Source organism: Ulvibacterium marinum (assembly GCF_003626755.1).
Classification (GTDB): Bacteria; Bacteroidota; Bacteroidia; order Flavobacteriales; family Flavobacteriaceae; genus Ulvibacterium; species Ulvibacterium marinum.
Genome location: NZ_RBCJ01000002.1, coordinates 44536 through 67530 on the forward strand (window position 1 = coordinate 44536; position 22995 = coordinate 67530).

Annotated in this window: 23 protein-coding genes; 13 read left to right on the forward strand and 10 right to left on the reverse strand. The window is 44.7% G+C overall.

From position 1 onward, the window contains the following. Positions 1-60: 60 nt before the first annotated feature. Complete coding sequence (locus D7Z94_RS07380) at positions 61-1230, reverse strand: dipeptidase (RefSeq protein WP_120710938.1); 1170 nt, start codon at positions 1228-1230, stop codon at positions 61-63. Between the two features lie 250 nt (positions 1231-1480). On the opposite strand from D7Z94_RS07380, the gene D7Z94_RS07385 reads away from it, so the two are divergent. Then, positions 1481-2122: an HAD family hydrolase gene (locus tag D7Z94_RS07385; protein ID WP_120710939.1), complete on the forward strand. Its 642-nt coding sequence runs from the start codon at positions 1481-1483 to the stop codon at positions 2120-2122. Here the strand turns inward: D7Z94_RS07385 and D7Z94_RS07390 are convergent. Next, on the reverse strand, positions 2089-2379 hold the full coding sequence (locus tag D7Z94_RS07390; protein ID WP_317125770.1) for a hypothetical protein: 291 nt from the start codon (positions 2377-2379) through the stop codon (positions 2089-2091). The two genes, D7Z94_RS07385 and D7Z94_RS07390, sit on opposite strands and share 34 nt — an antisense overlap. Before the next feature lie 272 nt (positions 2380-2651). Here D7Z94_RS07390 and D7Z94_RS07395 point away from each other — a divergent pair, with 272 nt between their 5' ends. The 12 genes from D7Z94_RS07395 to D7Z94_RS07450 all read left to right on the forward strand — a co-directional run bounded on the left by D7Z94_RS07395 (position 2652) and on the right by D7Z94_RS07450 (position 13523). Then, positions 2652-3224 carry a Crp/Fnr family transcriptional regulator gene (locus D7Z94_RS07395; RefSeq protein ID WP_120710940.1) on the forward strand — a complete coding sequence of 191 codons (573 nt, stop codon included), beginning with the start codon at positions 2652-2654 and terminating at the stop codon, positions 3222-3224. Positions 3225-3320: 96 nt separating this feature from the next. Further along, positions 3321-5132: an acyl-CoA dehydrogenase gene (locus tag D7Z94_RS07400; RefSeq protein WP_120710941.1), complete on the forward strand. Its 1812-nt coding sequence runs from the start codon at positions 3321-3323 to the stop codon at positions 5130-5132. A 69-nt stretch (positions 5133-5201) separates the two neighbouring features. Continuing rightward, complete coding sequence (locus tag D7Z94_RS07405) at positions 5202-5978, forward strand: glucose 1-dehydrogenase (protein ID WP_120710942.1); 777 nt, start codon at positions 5202-5204, stop codon at positions 5976-5978. A 21-nt stretch (positions 5979-5999) separates the two neighbouring features. Next, complete coding sequence (locus D7Z94_RS07410) at positions 6000-7217, forward strand: acyl-CoA dehydrogenase family protein (RefSeq protein WP_120710943.1); 1218 nt, start codon at positions 6000-6002, stop codon at positions 7215-7217. A 2-nt stretch (positions 7218-7219) separates the two neighbouring features. Then, complete coding sequence (locus D7Z94_RS07415; protein ID WP_120710944.1) at positions 7220-8299, forward strand: phosphotransferase family protein; 1080 nt, start codon at positions 7220-7222, stop codon at positions 8297-8299. Between the two features lie 70 nt (positions 8300-8369). Continuing rightward, on the forward strand, positions 8370-8702 hold the full coding sequence (locus D7Z94_RS07420; RefSeq protein ID WP_120710945.1) for a hypothetical protein: 333 nt from the start codon (positions 8370-8372) through the stop codon (positions 8700-8702). A gap of 24 nt (positions 8703-8726) precedes the next feature. Beyond that, positions 8727-9482, forward strand: coding sequence for an SDR family NAD(P)-dependent oxidoreductase (locus D7Z94_RS07425; protein ID WP_120710946.1), 756 nt, complete (start codon positions 8727-8729; stop codon positions 9480-9482). 24 nt (positions 9483-9506) lie between these two features. Continuing rightward, positions 9507-10280 (forward strand): enoyl-CoA hydratase/isomerase family protein, encoded by a 774-nt coding sequence (locus tag D7Z94_RS07430; protein ID WP_120710947.1) that lies wholly within the window; start codon positions 9507-9509, stop codon positions 10278-10280. A 3-nt stretch (positions 10281-10283) separates the two neighbouring features. Further along, positions 10284-11288, forward strand: a complete 1005-nt coding sequence (locus D7Z94_RS07435) for an NADP-dependent oxidoreductase (protein WP_120710948.1) — start codon at positions 10284-10286, stop codon at positions 11286-11288. A gap of 6 nt (positions 11289-11294) precedes the next feature. Then, positions 11295-12269 (forward strand): NADPH:quinone oxidoreductase family protein, encoded by a 975-nt coding sequence (locus tag D7Z94_RS07440; RefSeq protein WP_120710949.1) that lies wholly within the window; start codon positions 11295-11297, stop codon positions 12267-12269. 42 nt (positions 12270-12311) lie between these two features. After that, positions 12312-13049, forward strand: coding sequence for an SDR family NAD(P)-dependent oxidoreductase (locus D7Z94_RS07445; RefSeq protein ID WP_120710950.1), 738 nt, complete (start codon positions 12312-12314; stop codon positions 13047-13049). A gap of 9 nt (positions 13050-13058) precedes the next feature. Beyond that, positions 13059-13523, forward strand: a complete 465-nt coding sequence (locus D7Z94_RS07450; protein ID WP_120710951.1) for a MaoC family dehydratase — start codon at positions 13059-13061, stop codon at positions 13521-13523. A 67-nt stretch (positions 13524-13590) separates the two neighbouring features. Here the strand turns inward: D7Z94_RS07450 and D7Z94_RS07455 are convergent, their stop codons facing one another. The 8 genes from D7Z94_RS07455 to D7Z94_RS07490 form a co-directional block, all read right to left on the reverse strand. After that, entirely contained in the window at positions 13591-15147 is a 1557-nt protein-coding gene (locus D7Z94_RS07455) for a hypothetical protein (protein ID WP_120710952.1), read from the reverse strand. A 12-nt stretch (positions 15148-15159) separates the two neighbouring features. Next, positions 15160-16566, reverse strand: coding sequence for a neutral/alkaline non-lysosomal ceramidase N-terminal domain-containing protein (locus tag D7Z94_RS07460; protein ID WP_120710953.1), 1407 nt, complete (start codon positions 16564-16566; stop codon positions 15160-15162). Beyond that, on the reverse strand, positions 16567-17637 hold the full coding sequence (locus D7Z94_RS07465) for a sialidase family protein (protein WP_211341761.1): 1071 nt from the start codon (positions 17635-17637) through the stop codon (positions 16567-16569). 49 nt (positions 17638-17686) lie between these two features. Further along, positions 17687-18643, reverse strand: a complete 957-nt coding sequence (locus D7Z94_RS07470) for an alpha/beta hydrolase (protein ID WP_120710955.1) — start codon at positions 18641-18643, stop codon at positions 17687-17689. Between the two features lie 26 nt (positions 18644-18669). After that, a complete protein-coding gene (locus D7Z94_RS07475) occupies positions 18670-19545 on the reverse strand; it encodes a bile acid:sodium symporter family protein (RefSeq protein ID WP_120710956.1) in 876 nt (291 codons plus the stop codon). 103 nt (positions 19546-19648) lie between these two features. Continuing rightward, on the reverse strand, positions 19649-20680 hold the full coding sequence (locus D7Z94_RS07480; RefSeq protein WP_120710957.1) for a polysaccharide deacetylase family protein: 1032 nt from the start codon (positions 20678-20680) through the stop codon (positions 19649-19651). A gap of 10 nt (positions 20681-20690) precedes the next feature. Next, complete coding sequence (locus D7Z94_RS07485; protein ID WP_120710958.1) at positions 20691-21605, reverse strand: alpha/beta hydrolase; 915 nt, start codon at positions 21603-21605, stop codon at positions 20691-20693. Next, the gene (locus D7Z94_RS07490) at positions 21592-22980 is read right to left on the reverse strand and encodes a PhoPQ-activated pathogenicity-related family protein (RefSeq protein WP_120710959.1); all 1389 of its coding nucleotides are present in this window, start codon (positions 22978-22980) and stop codon (positions 21592-21594) included. The genes D7Z94_RS07485 and D7Z94_RS07490 overlap by 14 nt, the downstream gene beginning before the upstream one ends. Positions 22981-22995: the final 15 nt, after the last annotated feature.

Sequence of the window (22995 nt, forward strand, 5' to 3'; positions counted from 1 at the left end):
TGACCCCCCCCCATTTGGATCCATAGATTTTTAATCAATCCTTAATGAGCCAATAGGCCTTTACTTTTCAGGCAATTGCTCCAGTAGAAAGCGTTTTAGATTCTCGCCCATAACAGCTCGGATTTCCGTTTCCGTAAAGCCTTGGTCAACCATTTCCTGTACGATCAAAGGTAATCCGGTAACATCGATAGGTGTTGTGGCAGCGCCTTCAAAATCCGAACCTAGGGCCACATATTTTATGCCTACCAGGTCGCGCACATATTTCATTGCGTCTACAATGTCCTTGACCTCGCCTGCGATGGCCCCTTTAAAAAAACCGATACCAATAAGACCATCTGATGCCGCAATACTCTTAATCTGGTCATCCGATAAATTACGGGGACTGTCCTTGGTTCCCTTTACGCCCGTATGTGATACCAAGGTAGGTTTTGTGGTGAGATCTAGGATGTCATTAATCATTTTGGGAGAAACATGGGCCAGGTCGATGATCATGTTCAGTCGATCCATCTCCTTGATTACGGCCCGACCAAAATCGGTTAACCCTTCCCCGGATATTCCGTGGGCCGACCCTCCAAGCTCGTTATCAAAAAAATGGGTAGGAGCCATCATTCGTACCCCTTCGTCATAGAGTTTTTGTACATTTTCCAATTTGCCTTCCAGGCAATGTGCCCCTTCTATTCCTAAAAATCCACCGATGATCGATGGATCGGCCTTCCTCAAGGCGATGAGGCGTTTAAGGTCGTTTTGGGAGGTTACCACCATGAATTTCTCGTCGTACGCTTCGGAATACCCATGTAAGGACCTTGCTTGATATTCCGCTCGGTTGTACAGGCTAAACCATTTACCGGGTCCCCTTCCCTGTAAAAAATTAAGCAAGGTAATCATATCAAAAGTATCCCCGCTATTCTCCCGAAAGTTCTGGCCTTTTGGCGATTTGGTGACTATGGTAAATGCCTGCAGGGCCATATTTGCCTCTTGCATCCTGGGAAAATCAAAATGGGCAAAGTCTACCCTGCGCGTCATATCGCGATCCCAAAGCAGGGCATCGCAATGCAGGTCACCTATAAAATCAAGGGAATCGTAAAGCCTTTGGGTCTCCGGGCTTACCATTATGGCGTTAGTGTATTGTACGGGGTTCGTATCCTTCTCCAAGAGCACCGGTGCGATCAAAACAGCCAATAGGTAAATAAGCAACAGGGAACCTAAAATGTACCTTAATTTTTTTTTCATGATATGGGATATTTAATCGGAGTTTTGGAGCTTTTTATAAACTTATCTTTTTCGTTAATAGGAGGTAGGAAGGAGAACGTAAGGTACGAATGGTAGACCACTATTTTAAAACAGTGGAGAAGTTACGCATAGTATGCGGTTTAAAAAAACAACTGACTCCCCAATCCTGGTTTATAATAGCAACTATCGCTACATTTTGTAATTTCGGCAAGGATACGGTCTTACGAGTACTTCAAAGTAGAAATCAACCATGATAACAACCATAATTTTTGATATGAACGGCGTAATAACCGATGATGAAGATTGTCATGAATTGGCCACAAAAAAAGCATTTGACCAAGTGGGTGTTGCGGTAACCCCGGAAATCTATAGAACGTTCTTTTTAGGAAGACCGGATACTACGGCATTTAGAGAGTTGTTCACGGAATTTCAAGTCAAGGAAAGGACAATAGAAGATCTAATTTCAATAAAGACGCTATTGTATTTAGAATTAATTAAGGATAACTTAGAAATATATCCAGGTGTAGTCCAATTGATTCATAGCCTACATCCAAGATACACTTTGGCGCTTACCACCAGTTCTACCTTTGCGGAGATGAGCACGGTTATGGATAAACTTCAGATAGGAGAATTTTTTAAAGCAAAAGTCACTGCGGAAAATGTACGGCGGGGCAAACCTGATCCGGAACCCTATCTTTTAACTGCCAAACGGCTGGGAGTAGATTGCCAAAATTGCCTGGTCATCGAGGATTCCGAAAATGGGGTACGATCGGCAAAAGCAGCAGGGATGCAGTGTATTGCAATTACAAATACTGAAAAAGCCTCTAATCTTCAACTCGCGAATCATATAGTGGATCACTATTCAGAAATTACGGATATTCTTTTAAAATGAGGAATCTTTAGGTATTTGTCCTTGACTAGAGCTCTATGCATTCGAATACGATTTGACCGTCGAACAAAATTAATCACATGATGTGCTGAGTGCGATTCTCGATGGGAATAGGTAACCATGATTATGGTAGTACCCTCTTGATTCAATTGGGTCAACAGGTTCATGACCTCGACGCCGTTTTTAGAGTCAAGGTTGCCAGTGGGCTCATCGGCAAGTATTAACTTGAGATTGGTTGCCACGACCCGATAAATGGCCACACGCCGTTGTTGCTCTCCGGATAACTGGTGGAGATAGTGCTTTTACGGCATCCGATTTTCATTCGTCCCAAAACCTTATGTTCAGATGGTTTCTTTTGAGTTTTTGTAGTACTTACATGAGTAGGGAATATCACATTAAATACTTATCTTATAACTTTCAAAATAGGCGCTAATCCATAAAAAATTCTTTTGGACACAACCTAGGAGATCGTTGAAACCAAGGAGTTCAGGTCGGCGGGTTTTTATGTATCCTTCGAATAATTGTTTAAAATTTGGAAAACCTCAAGAACAAAATTCTATCCTTTACCCATGTCGATGCGGCTGAGATAGATTATCTCTTCCAGTTCTACAGAAAGATTCGACTAAAAAAAGGAGAGACCCTTATCCGTCCCGGAGAAGAGGCACATAGTTTTTATTATTTAAATACCGGTTGCATTAACTATTACAAAATTGAGGAGGGCGAGGTTAGAGTACTTGAATTCTACACGGAAGACGTTTTTTTTGCCGATTTGTATGCTTATGTATTGAACAAACCGACCACTTCTTTTTTACAGGCCACAGAGGATACGCTGGTTTATGCTATAGATAAGGCCGATGTGGAACACTGTTTTAGAAAATCCCATCAATTGGAAAGATTTGGGAGGTTGTCCATGCAAGATGCATTTGTAAGGACCTTTACACGTGTGGAGCGATTGAACAACAGAACCAATGAAGAACGCTACCTTAGGCTTTTACGCAAACGTCCCGAGCTTTTTCAACGGGTTCCTCAATACCTAATTGCTTCGTATTTGGGCCTAACACCTGTTGGCCTTTCAAAAATTAAAAAACGGCTGGTAAAGAGCTGATGGTTATGGCCTATCTACGGTTTTATTAAACAGGTTTAATGATTTTGAACCAGTATTACCTTTATCTTAGAAAACAGAATTTAAAACCGGAAAAGTATGGCACAGCAATATGTTGACATGGATACCCTAAAATTTTTGTTGTATAGGGTACATGACCTTCAAACTGTCCTGGACCAGGCCCGTTATGCCGATTACGACCAAGCCTCTGTGGATCTTTTTTTGAACGCTACCAAAGACTTTTCGGATAAGGAACTGTTTCCTTTTTTTCGTGAAATGGATGCGGCCCCGGCCCATTTTAAGGAGGGTGAAATCATAGTGCACCCACAGGTGGAAAAATACATGAAAAAGGCCGGTGAAATGGGCCTTATTGCTGCTTTGTTCGATTATGAGGTAGGAGGGTTGCAAATGCCGAATACTGTAGTGTCCGCCGCAGCCTATATTCAGGAGACTGCCAACAACCATCTACCCGGTTATGTGGGGTTGACCAATGGGGCCGCGGAGTTGATCATACACTTTGGCAGTAAGGCGCTGAACGAAACTTATGTGCCAAAAATGCTAACGGGTGATTGGGGTGGTACCATGTGCCTTACAGAACCCCAGGCAGGCAGTTCCTTGTCGGATATTATCACGGTGGCCGAACAGGCAGAGGATGGCTATACCATCTCCGGACAAAAAATATTCATATCTGGGGGCGATTATCGGGAAGCCGAAAATATTGTCCATCTGGTATTGGCACGGATTAAGGGTGCTCCTGCCGGTACCAAGGGAATATCCCTCTTTGTAGTACCTAAAAAACGGAGAACCGAGAACGGGGACCTAATATCCAATGATGTAAATACGGTAGGTGATTTCCAGAAAATGGGCCAAAAAGGATATTGTACCACGCATCTTTCCTTTGGGGATGAAAAGGATTGTAAAGGATGGCTAGTAGGGGAGGCCAACCAGGGTTTAAAATATATGTTCATGATGATGAACGGGGCCCGGATTGCCGTGGGCCGCGGCGCGGCCGCAATCACCATGGCGGCGTATCAAGCGTCCTTGGCCTATGCCAAGGAAAGGCCACAAGGACGTAGTCTGACCCGCACAGGAAAAAAAGATGTTTCCCAGGAGCAGACCTTGATTATTAACCACCCGGATGTAAAACGCATGTTGTTGTTCCAAAAGGTGGTTTCCGAAGGGGCCTTGAGTCTGGTGTTGTTGACGGCTAAGTATCATGACCTCTCCACTACCCATGCAGACCCCAAAGAGCGGGAGAAGTATCTGTTGTTATTGGAAATGCTTACCCCCATTGTTAAGACTTATCCTTCGGAAATGGGCTCCGTTTCGGTGAGCAACGGCCTTCAAGTACTTGGAGGATACGGATTTTGCACCGATTTTATTCTACAGCAATATTTTAGGGACATTCGTATTTTTCCAATTTATGAAGGTACTACAGGTATCCAATCCCTTGATCTTTTGGGAAGGAAAGTCACCATGGAGAATGGGAAGGGGGTTCTGCTTTTGTCCGAGGAGATTGGAAAAACGATCAGGGAGGCTTTGGGCATTGATACCCTCGCGCCCTACGCCAAACAGTTGAGCGGTAAACTGGAACTTTCCCAAGAAGTGCTTCAGTTTCTTATTCCATTTGTCAAAAAGGGAGATTACCAGCGTTTCCTATCTGATGCTACTGTATTTATGGAGTTTTTCGGGAATATTGTCGTAGGCTGGTTGTGGCTGAATATCTCCATCCAGGCGGAAAAAGCTTTGGTGTCAGGAGAAACACAGTATACAGGGGATTTTTATACCAGTAAGATTCATGCCATGAAGTTTTACTTTAAATACGAACTACCAAAAACTACGGCACTTGCCGAGATTTTAACAAATAAAGAGGTACTCACTGTAGCTGAGGAAAATTCATGGTTTGCATAAAGGGAACTGTGGAACGATCAGTTGAAAAAAGAGGGAGCCATTTTAAAGGCAACCAGCTAACAAGGAATTATGGATAACATAAAAGCAAAATTCGATTTAAAGGGTAAAGTAGCCGTTGTAACGGGGTCGAGCAAGGGCATTGGAAAATCCATCGCGGGGGGCTTGGCCGAAAATGGGGCCAAGGTGGTGGTAAGTAGCAGAAAACAGGAAGCGGTGGATGTAGTTGCGGATGAGTTTAAAGCGGATGGTCTTGATGCTGTGGGTATACAATGCCATATTGGGGATTCCGAACAGCGGCAAGCCCTTATCGCCAAAACATTAGAGCAGTATGGTAGCATCGATATCCTGGTAAACAACGCGGCCATCAATCCGTATTATGGCCCCTTGGAAGGTTCGGATGAAAAGGTATTCGATAAAATAATGGAGGTGAACGTTAAAGCACCCTGGGTACTTTCTAACCTGGCCCTGCCCCATATGATAGAAAGAGGAGGTGGTAGCATCATCAATATATCCTCGGTAGAGGGCTTACGACCAGGGTTTGGTTTAGGGCTTTACAGTGCTACCAAATCCGCCTTGATTATGCTTACCAAGAATCAGGCAAAAGAATGGGGGCGCTATGGAGTAAGAGCCAATGTATTGTGTCCGGGATTGATCAAAACCAAGTTCAGTGAAGGATTATGGACCAATGAAAATCTGGTCAGCGGATTTAAGAAGGCCCTGCCCTTGAACCGTATAGCAGCGCCTGATGAAATGGCAGGTATAGTAATGCTTTTGGCTTCCGACGCCGGATCCTATATGACGGGAGGGGTATATGTGGCCGATGGGGGATATATGATTTCGGGTTAGGTAGGGATAAACAACGTAAATATGAATTTTCAGCACAGCGAAAAGTCCATTGCGCTTCAAAAGCAATTAAAGCGTTTTATAGCAGAACATATCCATCCCATTCAAGAGGAGGTGCAAGCATTTCATTTGGACCCTTCCAATGCCTGGAAAAAATGGCCCGGTCTTTATGGTTTAAAGGAAAAGGCTAAGGGGGAAGGATTGTGGAATTTGTTTTTACCCAAACCATATGGGGGTCTGAGCCCAGGGCTTACCAATTTGGAGTATGCCCCTCTGGCCGAGATTATGGGAAGAATCCCTTGGTCTTCCGAGGTCTTTAACTGTAGTGCGCCGGATACCGGAAACATGGAGGTTTTGGCGAAATATGGGAACCAGCAACAACAGGAAACATGGTTGCGGCCGTTGATGAACGGCACTATACGATCTACCTTTTTGATGACCGAACCGGAGGTGGCCTCTTCCGACGCTACCAATATTGAAACGGCCATTGTTGCCGATGGCGATGATTATGTTATTATGGGAAGAAAATGGTGGGCATCCGGGGCTATGGACCCGCATTGTAGGATTGCTATTGTGATGGGGAAAACGGATTTCAATGCACCAAGGCATGTACAACAAAGCATGGTCTTGGTTCCTCTGGACACCCCAGGGCTAAAAATAGAACGGCCCTTGTCCGTTTTTGGATATAACGACTCCCCGGAAGGGCATGCGGAAATTGTTTTGGACAAGGTGCGGGTGCCCAAGGAAAATCTTTTGGTCGGTGAGGGCAAGGGATTTGAGATTGCCCAAGGGCGTCTGGGACCGGGAAGGGTACACCACTGTATGCGTTTGATAGGTATGGCGCAACACGCTTTGGAGTTAATGTCCCAAAGGGCCGTTGAAAGAAGTCCGTTCGGGAGATCTTTGGATACCTTTAGCAGTATCCGTCAGGAAATTGCCCGTTCGGCCTGTGAGATAGAACAAACGAGACTTTTGGTGCTCTCAGCGGCAGACAAAATGGATAGGGTAGGAAACAAGGAGGCCAAAGATCTCATTGCCATGATCAAGATCGTAGCACCCAATATGGCATTAAAGGTAATTGATAGGGCCATACAGATTATGGGCGGTATGGGTGTCAGTGGGGATACCCCCCTAGCTTATTTTTATGCATCTGCCCGGACCTTACGATTGGCAGATGGGCCCGATGAGGTGCATCTAAGCCAATTGGGAAAAAGTACGATAAAAAAATACATAAAGACCTGAACATGTCGCACAAAGAGTTGACAAGGGCCGTTCGAAAAGGGGAGGAGATCCATGAAGAAAATTTAAAACGATTCTTGAGGCAAGCGGGACTTTTGGATGATGAAAATAGCGAGCTTGTGGTACGCCAGTTTTATAATGGATATTCCAATCTCACCTATCTCCTAAAAATTGAACAAAAGGAATATGTGCTTCGGCGCCCCCCCTTTTCTGCACCAAAACGAGGCCATGACATGGGCCGGGAATTTAAAGTGCTCTACCATTTGAACAAGGTATTCTCCAAAACCCCTCGGGCCTATGTCCATTGTGAGGATTTGGATGTACTGGGTGCGCCTTTTTATATAATGACCAAGGTAGAGGGTATAATTTTAACTGCCGGAGAGGCTAAAGAACGGAAGATATCACCCCCTGAATTTAGGACGATAGCAAATACTTGGTTAGACACCTTTGTGGAATTACACCAGGTAGATTATAAAACAGCTGGACTTGAAACTTTGGGAAGACCGGAGGGTTACGTAGAACGGCAGGTCATAAATTGGGGAAAGCAATACCTTGCCGCAGCAACGGAAGAGGTTCCATCGGCATGGAAGGTAATGGCATGGATGGAGGAACGGCAGCCTAGGCAATATCAATATAGTTTGATCCATAATGATTATAAGTACGATAACATCGTTTTCGAAAATGACCAATGGACAAGGGTAGCGGCCATATTGGACTGGGAAATGTGTACTCTGGGAGACCCCTTGATGGATTTGGGAACTTCACTAGGGTATTGGACCACTTTGGATGACGCCGATTTTATGAGACACATGCTCCCTTCCCCAACGATGATGCAAGGCAACCCCTCCCGGACAGAAATGGTACAGCAATATGCAGTAAAAAGCGGAAGGGAAATAGACAATTTGACCTTCTATTTTGCCTATGGGCTCTTTAAGGTCGCGGTTATCGCCCAACAAATCTATTACCGCTTTAAACATGGGCATACGACCGATCCGCGCTTTGCCCAACTAAACAGGGTTTCGGCCGTTTGCTGCGATACGGCCTGGCAGGCTATACAGAAAAATCGAATAGATGGGCTCTACTAAGAGTGTAAGCCCAATGGAATAATACTATGGTAGAGCAAAAGTATCTAAGGTAAACCAGGAAAAATTTAAGATGCTCTCCGCTTTGCCCCCAGATGAGGAAGTTAGGATGTTGAATTTATTGAAGTATAAAGATATTGTGACAGAAACTGGACTTTCTGGAGCCACCTCCTATAGGGAATATACGAAGGCCGAAGACATGTTTTTTGGCACACCGCAGTCTACCCTCATTGGACCGGAAGATGAGGGACTTTGGGATGATGTGCCCATCTTAAAATATAGGAACCCCGGTAGTTTTTTTAGAATGGTTCGAGAAGAGGGGTATCCTTGGGAATTACGGGAGCAGGCCTTGTTGGATTCCAGGTTGATTTATTTTAGGTCGAATCCTGCCAAAAGATTGAAATAGTGACAGTGAACAAAAGTGGAGAACATGGAATTGATGAATAAAGTAGTGGTCGTTACTGGTGCGGGTAGCGGTATTGGTGCGGCAACGGCCACGCTTATGGCAGCACATGGTGCGAAGGTAATGGTAGCTGACATTAACTTAAAAAGTGCCCAAAAAGTTGCGGACGATATTACAAAAATGGGCGGGGAGGCGGTACCGTTTCAAGTGAACGTAACACAGTTTAACGAAGTAGAATCTCTCATCGTGGAAGTAGTTAAAAACCAGGGTTCATTGGACGTTATGGTGAACAATGCGGGTATTGGGGGCAAAAATCAAAAAAGGACGGCCGAGCATACCCTGGAAGATTGGCATAACGTAATTGCGGTAAATCAAACAGGAGTGTTTTATTGTATGAAAGTGGCCCTAGGACAGATGATGGAACAAGGGTACGGAAACATTGTGAATATCGCTTCCTTGGCCGGCCTAAAACCTTCGGGCAATAACCTCTCTTACAGTGCCAGCAAATTTGCTGTTGTTGGGATGACCAAATCGGCCGCTTTGGAATACGGACGAAAAAATATCAGAATCAATGCGGTTTGCCCGGGATATACCCAATCGCCCCTTCTGGATCAGCTATTGTCCAGCCGTTCGGAGATGAGGGATAGACTTAGGGGTAAGATTCCAATGGACAGGTTTGGGGAGGCCACTGAAATTGCCGAAGCCGTTGTTTGGCTGGCCTCGGACAAGTCAAAATACATTACTGGCCAGACGATTACCTTGGATGGCGGGATATCGCTGTAATAATCGGTTTGAAAGAAATTTAGAATGAATACGCTAAAGCTTGAAAAAAAACAAGAATATACCATAGTTCAGATGCATCGCGGTAAGGTGAATGCCATTGACCATGAGATGGTTCAAGAGCTCCGTCAGGTGTTCCGGGATATTGAAAATGACGAGGCAGTAAAGGGGGTGATCCTAAGTGGACAGCCCCACTATTTTTCAGCGGGTCTGGATTTGATCGAACTATTTCGATACAACGAAAAACAAATCAACAATTTTTTTCGCGCTTTTGGGGCACTTTACCTAGAACTGGCGAAGTTTACCAAACCCTTTATTTCTGCAATTACGGGGCACGCCCCGGCTGGAGGCTGTGTACTGGCCGTGACCAGCGATAACCGATATATGGCCGAGGGGGAGCCCTACCGTATAGGTCTTAATGAGGTTGCGGTAAACATACAGATTTCCCAAAACCTTACGGAAGCCTACGCCTTCTGGATGGGTTCTGGTTTGGCAAATCGATATATCCTGGAAGGAAAACTGCTCACCGGTTCTGAAGCCGTCTCCGGAGGTCTGGTGGATTTATTGGTCCCCTTGGATCAGGTGGTAGACCATGCTGAGATGAAAATGCAACACTATCTAAAAACGGACCAAGAAATTTGGGTCAACACAAAAAGGAAACTTCGGAAGCATTGGCACAGTAAACTTGATCCAGACGGACAAAGCTCATTTAAGGAGGCGGTAACCTTATGGTGGAAACCTGAGATTCGGGCCAAGATGGAAGCCCATATAAAAAGCTTTTCCAATAAAAAGAAAACCTAAAGAATGAATAAACAATTGCTCTTTGTAAAAAGACCGGTAGGTAAGGCCGATGCCTCTACCTGGTCCTTGGTAACCGGCCCCATTCCCGAAATAAAGAAGGGCGAAATTTTGGTGAAACAACACTATGTTTCTTTAGACCCGGCGATGCGCGGCTGGATGAATGATACCAAATCCTATATAGCGCCCATGGAAATCGGTTCCGTGATGCGGGCCGCAGCGGTTGGTGAAGTCGTTGCTGCGAAGAACCATCCTAAGTTTAAAGTTGGCGATTTCGTATCCGGGATGGGAGGTGTACAACAATACGCCGTTTCGGATGGAAAGGGATACTATGCAGTGGATCCCAAATTGGCACCATTGCCCACCTATATAGGTGCTTTGGGTATGCCTGGCATGACTGCCTATTTTGGTATTCTGGAAGTAGCTAAGGTCAAAACGGGAGATGTGGTGGTGGTCTCCGGTGCTGCAGGTGCCGTTGGAAGTATCGTTGGTCAGATTGCCAAGATCAAAGGATGTACGGTTATCGGTATTGCCGGTGGCCCGGTTAAATGCAAGTACATTGTAGAAGAGTTGGGTTTTGATGGCGCCATTGACTACAAAAACGAAGATATTAAGGAAAGGTTGAAAGAGGAAACCCCCAAAGGCCTGGACGTTTATTTTGATAATGTGGGCGGTGAAATCCTAGACCTTGCCTTGGGCAGGTTACGGCTTAATGCCCGGGTGGTCATCTGTGGGGCCATATCGCAATACAATAACAAAAATGCCATAAAGGGTCCAAGTAACTACCTTTCTTTGTTGGTCAACCGGGCCACCATGCAAGGAATGATAGTATTCGATTGGGCCAGTAGATATGGTGAGGGAGCAAAGGCCATGGGTACTTGGATGGCCCAGGGAAAATTAAAAAGTAAGGAAGCCATTTATGAAGGAATAGCGAATTTTCCGGAGACCTTTGATCGCTTGTTTTCTGGGGAAAAACTAGGCAAATTGGTATTAAAGATAATTGAAGATTAAGGAAGGATGAAGGCAATACGATGTAAGGCATATGGACCGCCATCTACCTTGGTCCTGGAAGAATTGGAAAGCTTAAGGCCCAGGGCCAAAGAAGTCGTTGTGCAGGTAAAAGCGTGTGGGATTAATTTTCCGGATACGCTTATTATTCAAGGACTATATCAATTTAAACCGAAGCTTCCTTTTACACCAGGAAGCGATATTGCGGGTGTGATACAAGAAGTAGGGGAAGAGGTGCTGCATTTGAAACAAGGGGATGAGGTCTTCGGGTTTGTAGTTTACGGGGCTTTGGCCGAAGAGGTTGTTGTCCCCGCCAATTCCTGTTTTCTTAAACCAAAGAAAATGGATTACCCGGTGGCTGCATCCTTTATGATGGCTTATGGCACCTCCTATCATGCCTTAAAGGACCGCGCCATGCTCAACGAGGGCGAGACATTGTTGGTGTTGGGCGCCTCCGGAGGGGTAGGCCTGGCGGCAGTAGAGCTAGGTAAATTGATGGGAGCAAAGGTCATTGCCGCGGCCTCCACCGATGAAAAACTGGAGCTTTGCCAAGCATATGGGGCGGATCAGATCATAAACTACACCAAAGTAGATTTGAAGTCAACGATCAAGGAGTTGACCGGGGGTAGAGGTGCCGACGTAATTTATGACCCGGTAGGTGGCAATTATTCCGAGGCTGCCTTTAGGGGAATTGCCTGGAATGGCAGATTCCTGGTCGTTGGATTTGCCGCAGGGACCATTCCCAATATCCCTTTAAACCTTCCCTTATTAAAAGGAGCCTCGGTGGTAGGGGTGTTTTGGGGAAATTTTGCCATGGGAAACCCAAAGGCCAATATGAAAAATGCCATGACCTTAATGAAATGGTATGACGAAGGCAAACTTAAACCTCACATTCATAACATCTACGATTTGGAGGATACTCCAAAGGCATTGCAGGAGATGATGGAAAGAAAAGTAAAGGGCAAACTGGTCGTCCGTATGTAGAACAAAAGCTCAAGACGAGTGTATAAACCATAAATTTTTCAAATGAGACTAAAAGATAAAATAGCCATCGTTACCGGTGGTTCGCGAGGAATAGGACAGGCAGTGGCCGAACTTTTTGCAAAAGAGGGGGCCAGGGTAATTATCATGGATTTATTGCCCCAAGGACAGGAGGTTGCGGACGGTATTAATGAGAATGGCGGTAAGGCCGAATACCATAAGGTTTCCGTAACTGATAAAACGGCAGTGGAAACCCTTTTTGAACAAATAAACCAAAACTATGGCAAAATCGATATTCTGATCAATAATGCCGGAATTACGAGGGATCGTACACTGGAAAAAATGAGTGAGGATGAATGGGATGCCGTTATCCGGGTAAATCTAAAAGGCGTCTTTTTGTGTACACAGGCCGCGGTGCCCTATATGAAAGCGAATAAATATGGTAGAATTGTAAGCGCGGCATCCAATGTTGGTCTACGCGGTAATTTTGGGCAAACCAATTATGCCGCCACCAAAGCGGGGGTCATTGCCATGGCCAAAACTTGGACGGTAGAATTTGGAAAACATGGGATTACGGCAAATGCCGTTGCCCCGGGTTTTACCATGACCGATATGGTGAAGGAAATCCCAGAACAACACTTTGAAGCCATTAAGGCAAGTATTCCTTTACAGACCGTGGCACAGCCCATTGATATTGCTTACGGATACCTGTATTTGGCATCGGACGAAGCACGTTTTGTCTCGGGAATTTGTTTGACCATTGACGGAGGAACTTCACGATAGATCAATAGCATGGCAAAACTGGAACTGGATAATTTTGAAGCTTTTAGGGCATGGGAGGGAAAATCCCTTCCTCTTGCGGACTGGCTTACCGTTACCCAAGAAATGATAAACGATTTTGCCAAGGCCACCATGGATTTTCAATGGATACATGTGGATGTGGAAAAGGCAAAAAAACACTCTCCTTTTAAAAAACCTGTGGCCCATGGCTTCATGTCCGTTTCCCTTCTTTCCAAAATGTTAGGGGATGTGGTTCGCATAAAATCTACTACAATGGGGGTAAACTATGGATTGAACAAAGTACGTTTTCCTTGTCCTGTTCTTGTGGATAACCGTCTTAGGTTGGCCGGCGAAATTCAAAAAATAGAGGACTATGGGGAAACGGGCCTAAAGATTACCTGGAACTGTGTTGTGGAAATTGATGGAATCGACAAACCCGCTTGCGTTGCAGAATTCATTAGCCTGATGTTCGAATAGTCCCTAATACGAGTGCTGCATGCTGAATTGGTATAATGTTTCCAAGATTGGAACAAGTTTTACCGGATTACTCTAGATCTTGGATTACTTCCACTAAGGAATTATAGATAAAGGGACCCGTTTCCGGACCCAAGGAGTTTTCCTCCCCATAGGTATCGTGCGGATCATTGTAAAGATAGGGTTTGCCCGTATCCCATTCACTTTTGGGAATAATATACCCGATCTCATCATTGGACAGGCCAAGGTAAAATATGTACCTGTCTTTTATTAAATCCTGAATCGGTGGAATTTCCAAGGGTTGAATGTCAAACTCCCTACCTTCTGGGGCCTCAATACCACCGAATACGAGTTCTGGATAAATTTCCCCGGGAATACTTAAAAATAGGGCAGGCCCCACCCGTATCGCGCCTACTTCCGTTCTGGTCTTAAAATACTCGGGCATGCCCAATTTTATGAGGCCAATGCCACTGGCAATTTTGAAAGTAGTGTTGTCCAGGTCCGGAAATACCGTTTTTGCCCGTACCGAAATATTCGAGCTGCTTACAGTATCCCCCTTCTTTTTAAGGGCCTCCAAGGATAATAAGGCGATTTGATCACCAAGTGCTTTGGTTTTCTCAAAGGTAGGTTCCGCGTAGGCCTCACCCGTAAAAGGATCTGTGATGGAAATGGAAGGATGCGGGGCCATAAGCCCACCAACAACCCCCGAAAAATAGATGGCCACCCCGCCCAGGCCATCCTCCATTTTTTCAGAACCATTAAAAACCCCGTTCTCCATGGCTTCCCGAACATAATGTGGAAAGTCTGAACTGATTAATAGGTTTTGGCTCCAGAGCGTTTCCGGATGATTCGACCAATTGACCAACGTACCTAGGGTGGTATCGTTTTCGGCATCTAATACCTGCATTACGTGAATGCCCGTAGCCTTTACTATAGGTTTTCGGGTATCCTTCATCAGGGCCGCGTCCTTTCCGGAGAGGTCTTCGGCAAAAACCAGTTTTGCAGGTCTAATACTTTTTGCAGCTTCAATAATGGCTGCAACAGTTTGCTCCTTTACATATTCCATCATATCGGGGTTTACTCCCGAATTGAACATGTTTTCCCCCCAAATGCCAATTAGATCATTGCTTTCATGGGTGTGGGTAGAGGAGAGCAAGGTATAGTCAATGTCCAGTTCTTTGGGAATTCGGTTTCTAATATCGATGACGTCGCCATGTAAAAATCCAATGGCGTCCATAGAAATCATGGCAATTCTGCTTTTTCCATCATCCAGGACCATGACCCTGGACCATACGTCGTCATGAACGCCTTGGGCCGGCTTGGCATTGCTCATCCCTGCGATCCAGAAAGCATCGAATTTTCCGTTGTTGTTATTGTCGTTATAGGTATCTCCCTCATCCTCATTGTATTTGTTATTGCCATTGGCATCGTTCCAGGTATCCACAATCGTTGGGGTTATCGGTTTCTTGGCAAATCCGGCCTGGATAATACCCGGCGTTTTGTTTTCAATCCGTACATCAATGGTATAATCCGGGTGCCGATCGCGCCAATTATAAATAACAATACAACTGGCAACTACAATTACTAATAGGATAACCAACCCCAATCCCTTTAAAATCCTTTTCATTTTCTGTTTTGTTTACAATCTTGAATCTGTAAGCTCATTGGCCAATTTAAAGTTCAGTTCCATTAAATAATCCCCCATACTCGGGCCGTACCATCCCATTAACCTTGCCTCATAGGTGTCATAATAGTAATATTTTTGGGGCACGATATAACCTAAATACTGACCGTTAAAACTGGTAAGGGCCGAATTGTATCCGGCCAGTTCCAAGGCATTTTTCAAATCTAATCCGTATTCACCGCTTAATTCGTAGGGCATGGCGATCCAAACGAAATCATTCAGTCGAATGCCCTGCAAATGGATGGAATTCATTTTGGCCAGTAATTTGCTTCCGGCCCATGGCGAAAGTCGTAGACGATCGGAGACGTAAAAGGCCTGTAGCTCGGGAATTTCTATTTCAGTATTTATGGCCGTGAGGGTTACTATGGAATCGTATTGCATTTTAGCGAGTAACACTTGGGCCGAATCGGCCAAGCTCTCGCCAATATATTTCGATTTCTGAAATTTCTCCCCTTTCCCCTTGTTGGAATGGCTGCCTACCGTTCCGGCAAAAAACATGGCCAAATCTATACCCTGGGCCTCCAAGCTTCTTTGAAAGTAACCGGGATAATCACCACTGAAGGTATCGTTCCAGGGGCCAATCGTAGTGGCATGCGCCCCAAAAATCCCAATTACTGCTTTTTTACCATTTTCTTGAGCAAAGCTTACCATGTCCAGTTTGTCGTTTAGCCTTCCCGTTTTCCCAATAATACGATTGCGTATCAAATGAGGGGCCTTTATAAAGCCCGAGGAAAACTTTGCAGGCTTTTTGTCTTTTCGGGCATTCTGTATCAATCGGGTCAATTTCCCACTAAGCCATGTCACAACTTCGGGTCGAAACTCGCCCATAAAACTTTCCCCAACAAATCCGGGGATACAGTTTCCAATACTCGCATGGGTATGTGTTGCGCCAAATATGATCTGCTCCCTTGGTATTTCTCCTTGTAGATTGGATTTTACCTGAAGTACCACTAGTTCAGGGACAAGAACCATATCGGCACTTAAAAATACAAGTTCCTTTCCGTCTACCTCAATCGCTATAGCCTTGGCAAAGAGGGAATCATGAATGCCCACGGCTATTTGCCCATCCCCATAACCGGCCATTTTTATGGCATTAAACTCATCTTTTGAAACATCCGGGGAGACCTCCGTATACTTGGGTGTAATATTAATACGGGCAAAACCTGCCCAAAGCTGCCCTTCGGTCTTCGTTTTTTTCTCGAAGGCCGTATCCATTTTTGCTACGGTATTCTTGTAGTAGGTGCTTTCAAAATAGGGATCGGTTTCAATGGTATTGGTCGAAAAATAGATAAGTAAAACGAGTAATAGGGCCAATACGGCAAAGACCCGTAACAATCTCCGTTGCCACCTTTTAGTACGCATCTATTGTATTTTTGTAGGATCTATAACTACATATTTCACGGTTTTCCGGTTCCAGGTATAGACCAGGTGTATTTTGCCATCTTCCGCTTGTATTATTGTAGGATAGGAGTATTCTTCACCTTCCCTGTCCGTTGTTTCGCGTAAGGGTTCCAGTTCAATGGACCGGTCCCAGTTTTTTCCATCCTTTGAAATTCCCAAGCTTAAAGGCACACGATCTCCCCAATTTTTATCGGTAGGATTGTAAATAAGGATATGGCGACCGTCCTTTAAGGTTACCCCGTCTACACCCGAATTGGGATTGGGAAGTGGGGTTGCTGTCATTTCGCTCCAGGTATTGCCATAATCTTCAGACCAGTTTTGTGAAACTACCTCGTTTTTGGTACGACTTAGCAATTGTAACTTTCCATTTCCATGGTTTAATACCACGGGCTGAATGGCCCCGAATTTTTTTGGGTCGTTCAAAGGCACAGTTTTAGACCAGGTCTTGGCACTATCCATACTTTGCTCCACATGGATGGTCCAATCCCCGGAAGTACTTTCATTGCTTGAAGGCGAAATTATAGTGCCGTTCTTTAGTTGAATAGGCTGATTTTTTATGGGGCCCAAAATACCATCAGGAAGCTTTACGGGTTCGGACCAGGTTTTACCATCATCTATAGAGGTCATATAAAGCCCCCACCATTCTTGCGGACTGGGGCCTACCTTATAGAAAAGATATAGGGGTTGCCCATGAGGTTTAAACAAAACGGGATTCCAGCAGGGATAGCGCGTGCCATCTTCCTGTACCCCATTAACCACCTCCTTGGGCTTGGTCCAAGACCCATTGGTGTTTCGGGATACCCAGATACCCACATCCTTATTTTTTTCCTTAGTGCCACCAAACCAGGAAGCAATGACCGTTCCGTTGCTTATTTCCACCGTGGAGGCATGGCATTCCGGAGTTAGGGCGTCCGCTATTTCGTAAATGAACTCTTGGGTCAAAACAGCAGGGTGATCCGTTGAGATTCGTGGAGGGAAATTGACAGATTCACTCTTTTTGGTCTCCTTACAGCCAAGAAGAAGAAGTAACATAATACAAGGTAATAACAATTTCATAGTTCTATGTCAAATTGGTATGAGTTCAATTCTTTGGGATGTGTTTTTCAAAAAATCGATCCATATGATATTGGGCATAAGCGTTCACTTTAACCGATGCATCCAGTGTATGGGGCCAACCTTCCAGTTTATGATAGTAGGAAGGAACCCCCAACTCTTCTAGTTTTTCATGAAGCCTGTCCGATTGTTCGTAGGGGACAAGTTCATCCAAAGTACCATGGAAGGTAATTGTTGGCGGTGCCATTTTTGTAATAAAATACAAGGGGGAGGCTGCCTTGTACAATTCCGGGGCTTCCTGTTCGCTCTTACCAATAAAATATTCAACCGTAGGTTTATCCTTTTCGGCAACGTCTATCAAGTCGCAAGGGCCATAAAAGTTAACAAGAGCTTGTACCTTGGGGGTAAATGGATCCTTATCCGATGCAGTTTTGGAGCTATTGGTAAAGGCATTCATCATGGCTAGGTGCCCTCCGGCAGACCCGCCCACAAGGGCTACTTTTCCGGGGTCTATATGGAATGCATCGGCGTTTTGTTTCAGCCATACCACGGCATCTTGTACATCCAAAAGTTGTGCTGGAAATTTGGCGACGCCAGCGAGCCTATATTGAACGGTAGCCGTAACATATCCCTTCTCGGCGTAGCTGGTCAAATAGACCAAATAGTCATCTTTATTTCCTTTTTTCCAAGAACCCCCATGAATAAAGATAATTAGAGGGGCCTTGCCCTTGAGACTCTTGGTATGATAAATATCCAACTTTAAAGCGATGGAATCCAATGTTTTATAGGTAACATCCTTGTATTCCTTGATGGTTTCCGGAATAGGAAAATCGGTTTCAACAATTTTTAGGGTCCCTGCTGCGTAAGCCATTTTGAGCATAGCATTGCTGGAATACCCTTTTGGGGGAATGGACACATGCTGTTCGCTCTTGCAGCCGGACAGTAAGGCCATTAACCCTATAAAAATCAATACTTGCTTTTTCATCAACAATAATTGTGTAAAAGGTTGACCTAGTCCAACAGTATTTCGCCTTTGCCGCCCAAACGGTTTCTAAGTAAGATTACTATCGCTGCGGTCCCGAACATCAACAATCCATAAACAGCGGGCACTATGGCAAACTCCGCATTGTTCAAGGCAATGGTTGCAAGGGTTATGGCCAGGGTTCCGTTTTGGATCCCGGATTCAATGGAAATACTAATGGCCTGCGGTTGTTTCAGCTTAAACAGTAAAGCCAATACGAAACCTATACCCATGGTAAAGATATTCAGCAGTATGGCCGGTAATCCCGCCTCGCTTAGATAATCCATAAGGGTATCCTTAATACTATAGGTAACTCCTATGACGACAAGGATGAATATAACGGCAGATGCCACTTTTACCGGTTTTTCCATTTTTAGGGCAAAAGCGGAAAACTTGGCCCTAACCCACATGCCGATACTTACGGGAATAAGGACAACGACCAATAACTGCTTGATCATGGTAAATGCATCGACTGATACTTCTTGGCCCTGGCCCGCGAACTCGTTCATGGCAAAACCCATAATAAAAGGAATCGTAATTATGGTAAGTAAACTGGCCACGGCAGTCAAAGAAACCGACAGTGCCAAATCTCCCTTGGCCAAATGGGTCAACAGATTGGATGTTGGTCCCCCGGGGCAGGCAGCCAATAACATTACTCCTATGGCCGTTACAGGAGATAAGTCCAGACCAATTGTTATTAAATATCCCAAGATGGGGAGGATGATAATCTGACTTGTAAGCCCAATAATCATGGCCTTTGGATACAAAACTACTTTCTTAAAATCGGATAGGGTAAGGGACAGGCCCATTCCAAACATGATAATAATCAAAGAAATGGCTAAGATAATTCCGAAAGTAGAGTTCATATGGGTTTTAATTGATTATTAGAGTTTAAGAGAATATCCAAGCCTTATAAATGGGTTATGGATACCTCTTATTTGCTTCGCATTTTACCGATGTTTCCGTATTTTATTTATCCATTTGTTCAAAACGTTCCATGATTTCTTGCCAGTTGGTAAAGATGATACCTTCATCCTTAAAAAATTGAATCAGGTCCGGATCGGAGAACATTGTAAATTCCCATTCTCTTTGTTGCCAAGAACCTGTAATGCTTTTAAGGTTGTCCGTCAATACCGAAGGGTGAAAAATGATTTCGGTAAGCCCCGGATCTAGGCTTTGGACCAACGTCTTGAAATTAGCAATTTTTTCTTCATAGGTTTCGCCTTTGGGGGCACTGGAAAAATAATCCAATTTGGGCAAGGTATATCCCTTTACCATTTCTACCACTTCATCCGTCAAGGGATAGCCCTTGTCCCGGAATTCTTTTACAACCATGGGATCGGACAGATCAATAATATTGGCGGGAATACCATATTCCTGTGCCACCTTAACGTAGACTTCCATAAAGCTGGGATGCCCGAATAGCGTGCCCATATGCGAGTCTATATGATCGGGCCTATGACCCCAGGTAATGGATTGTTCTATTTGGGCCCGTATTTCCTTTTCCACCTCTGCCGCAGAGGCATTTTCTACCACTTGCAGAACGGAATGCCACATTTTTTTGTCCGGATCCAAGAGGCCCGGGACCTCTTCATGAGGGGTAACCGTTCCCCAGCGGTATGTTTTCCACTCGCTGGTCAAGGTCAGATGTAGGCCTACGTCCATTTTAGGATTGTTTACGGCCCATGAAATAAATTCTTCCGCGTTAGGGCATGGAATCATTACGGCAGCGGATTGTATGACACCGTCTACCAGCTGTTTTTCCGCCGCTTCATTTGCCTCGGGGCACATGCCTATGTCATCGGCGTGCAACATGATTACTTTTTTTCCAGCCGGCCAGCCCAATTTTTCAGCCCATGTACGGGATGCTTCGGTCATTGTTTCTTTCTGCTTGGAATCATCGGCTGTTTCCGTATCACCTTTTTTCTTTTCGCCACAACCGCTAACCAATATTGAGAAACACAGTCCGACCGCCACTTTACTTACATATGATTTTTTCATTCGTACTATTTTATAAATATTCTTTAAACCAATTTAATCCATCCCCATAAATACGATCAATGGGCGCATCCTTGTGTTTAGCATCATACCAAACCATTTCTTTGGGTTCCGCCGCCGCATTAAAAAGCAATTTGCTCATGGCCGGATGCACCACTTCGTCATTCTTGGCATTTAGCATCAAAAATGGCCTTGGCGCAATGTGCTTCACAAAATTCAGCGGTTCTACAATGCCCATAAAATCCTTTGCCTCCCTAGAAAACGCCTTTTCCTTATAGAGCAGGTTCAACTGCCCTCCGGCCAGGGCTATCACGGGAACCTTGACCCTATTCTCCACACCGCAAAAAACGGTACCAATAATACCTCCCAAGCTTATCCCGTAATACCCTATTCTTTTGGAATCCAGCTCTTTTCGGGTTTCTATAAAATCCACCGCCCGGCGGAGGTCAAAAACCGTTTGGGCAATGACGTTGCGTGTCCAGTATTTATAGTCTCCCGTTAAATCGAAATCATAGGTAACGTTTTCCCGGTCCCCATGGTCACTAATATCCAATCGCAATACCGCAAACCCATTTTTCAAGAAAAAACCATTTCCATATTCTACATAATCAACCGCTTTATGATCACCGAGACCATGCATTAAAATGATTACGGGTGAGGGGGTGGTACTTTTTTTGGGAAGGCTCAAAAATCCGGTTACCCTTTTATCGTGAATACTATTGAACGAAACCGAGAACAATGTCAATTCAGCGGTATCTATGACTTTCTCCACAGAATCCTTTAGGGGAATGGCCCGGTCATAACCGTAATACGAGGTTACGGGCAAGCTTTCGCTTGTATCGTTGGCCATCTTGAAGGCGACAAAACCCACAAGGAACAAACCAACGATGGCGATACCCCAATTCCGGACTGTTTTAGAGGACTTCATTATTATCGGTTAAATACATTCTAGTGCTTTTGGTATAGGTTCCCCCATTGTCATCCGTATATTCCAAATCGATGTAAAAAGCTTTGTATCCTTTTTTTGGAAAGGAAACTTTTTGAATCGTTTCTTGGCCCTTGGACGGTGCTATTCTAATCGATTTCCATGCTTCATCCCTAAAATCGCGATCTTCTGAATCTGCAGACCACAAGTATGCGTTCTTAAAATCTTCCGAATTAGATACCACCGAAAGTGTTGCAGAACTTTCATCGGTATGCAACTCGTAGTTCATATCGGCATAGGGTTCTTTGGCCAAGGTCCGGCCCCAAAATCCGCTTAGGGCCTTTAAAGCACTTTCCCCACCATCCAGATTATGACCGGCATTGGGCGTGTAGTGAATGTAGTTCTCTCCAGGGATATCCTTAATATAATTCTTTACGGCGTCAACGGGCCAATATTCGTCATTGGTACCAATGAATATTAGTTTGGGCATGGTCAACTTTTCGCGATACGAATAGGGGTCGATCATTTGGGTCAACGCGTTTCCGTCTTCTGTATTTACCGTCTGTGGAATTTCCAATTTGATATAGTCGTTGATTTGCTCACTATATTCGTTCCAAGCGGTGAGATGGTAATCCAGACTTACAGGCATATTTAGAACGTCGATGACCATGGGGCCTATGGCTTCGACCCTTTTATCACTTGCTCCCGTCAGCCATGTGGTCCATCCTCTTTTGGAGGCTCCGGCAACGGTAAACCGTGTTACGTCCTTCTTAAGGTTTTGCTTTGAAAACTCCTGTATGGCATCCATTCCACGGACGGCACTTTTTACCATCGGAAAGAGCAAGGGCCAGGTAAGGTCTTTGTCCTGTTTGTAATTATGCAGTGTAAACGATATCAATTGGTCTTCAACGAGATCTCCATCATACAAGGGTTGCATGGGAACTTGGCGTATGATGGAAACAATGGCCCTGTTCTTTTTGGCCATTGAGGCCATGGGGGCGGTCTCATCAAGGTCTTCCGGTGAGGTCCATTTGGGTAAGCCGTCTTTTAATCTTCCCCCTGTAATAAAGAGGAGTGCCCCATCGTAGCTGATCTTTTCGGGCACCAAAAGGGTCAATTGGTGTTTCCAGACGTGGCCCCGCCAGGTTTGGCTGGTCAATAGAAGGTCATAGGCCTTTACGTCGTCAATTTCAAAAGTATCCTTTACCTCCCAATGATAGGAATCATCTTCAGTTTTTAAATAGCTTTCCAAAGCGGTTTCAGGGGTTACTATAAGCTCTTCAACTACTTCAGCATCCTTGTTTTTCTTGGGATTTTCGCGGCAAGAGGCCAAAAAACCAATTGCAGCGGCAAGTAAAATCCTAAATCCTGTTTTCATACTAACTTTTTGATT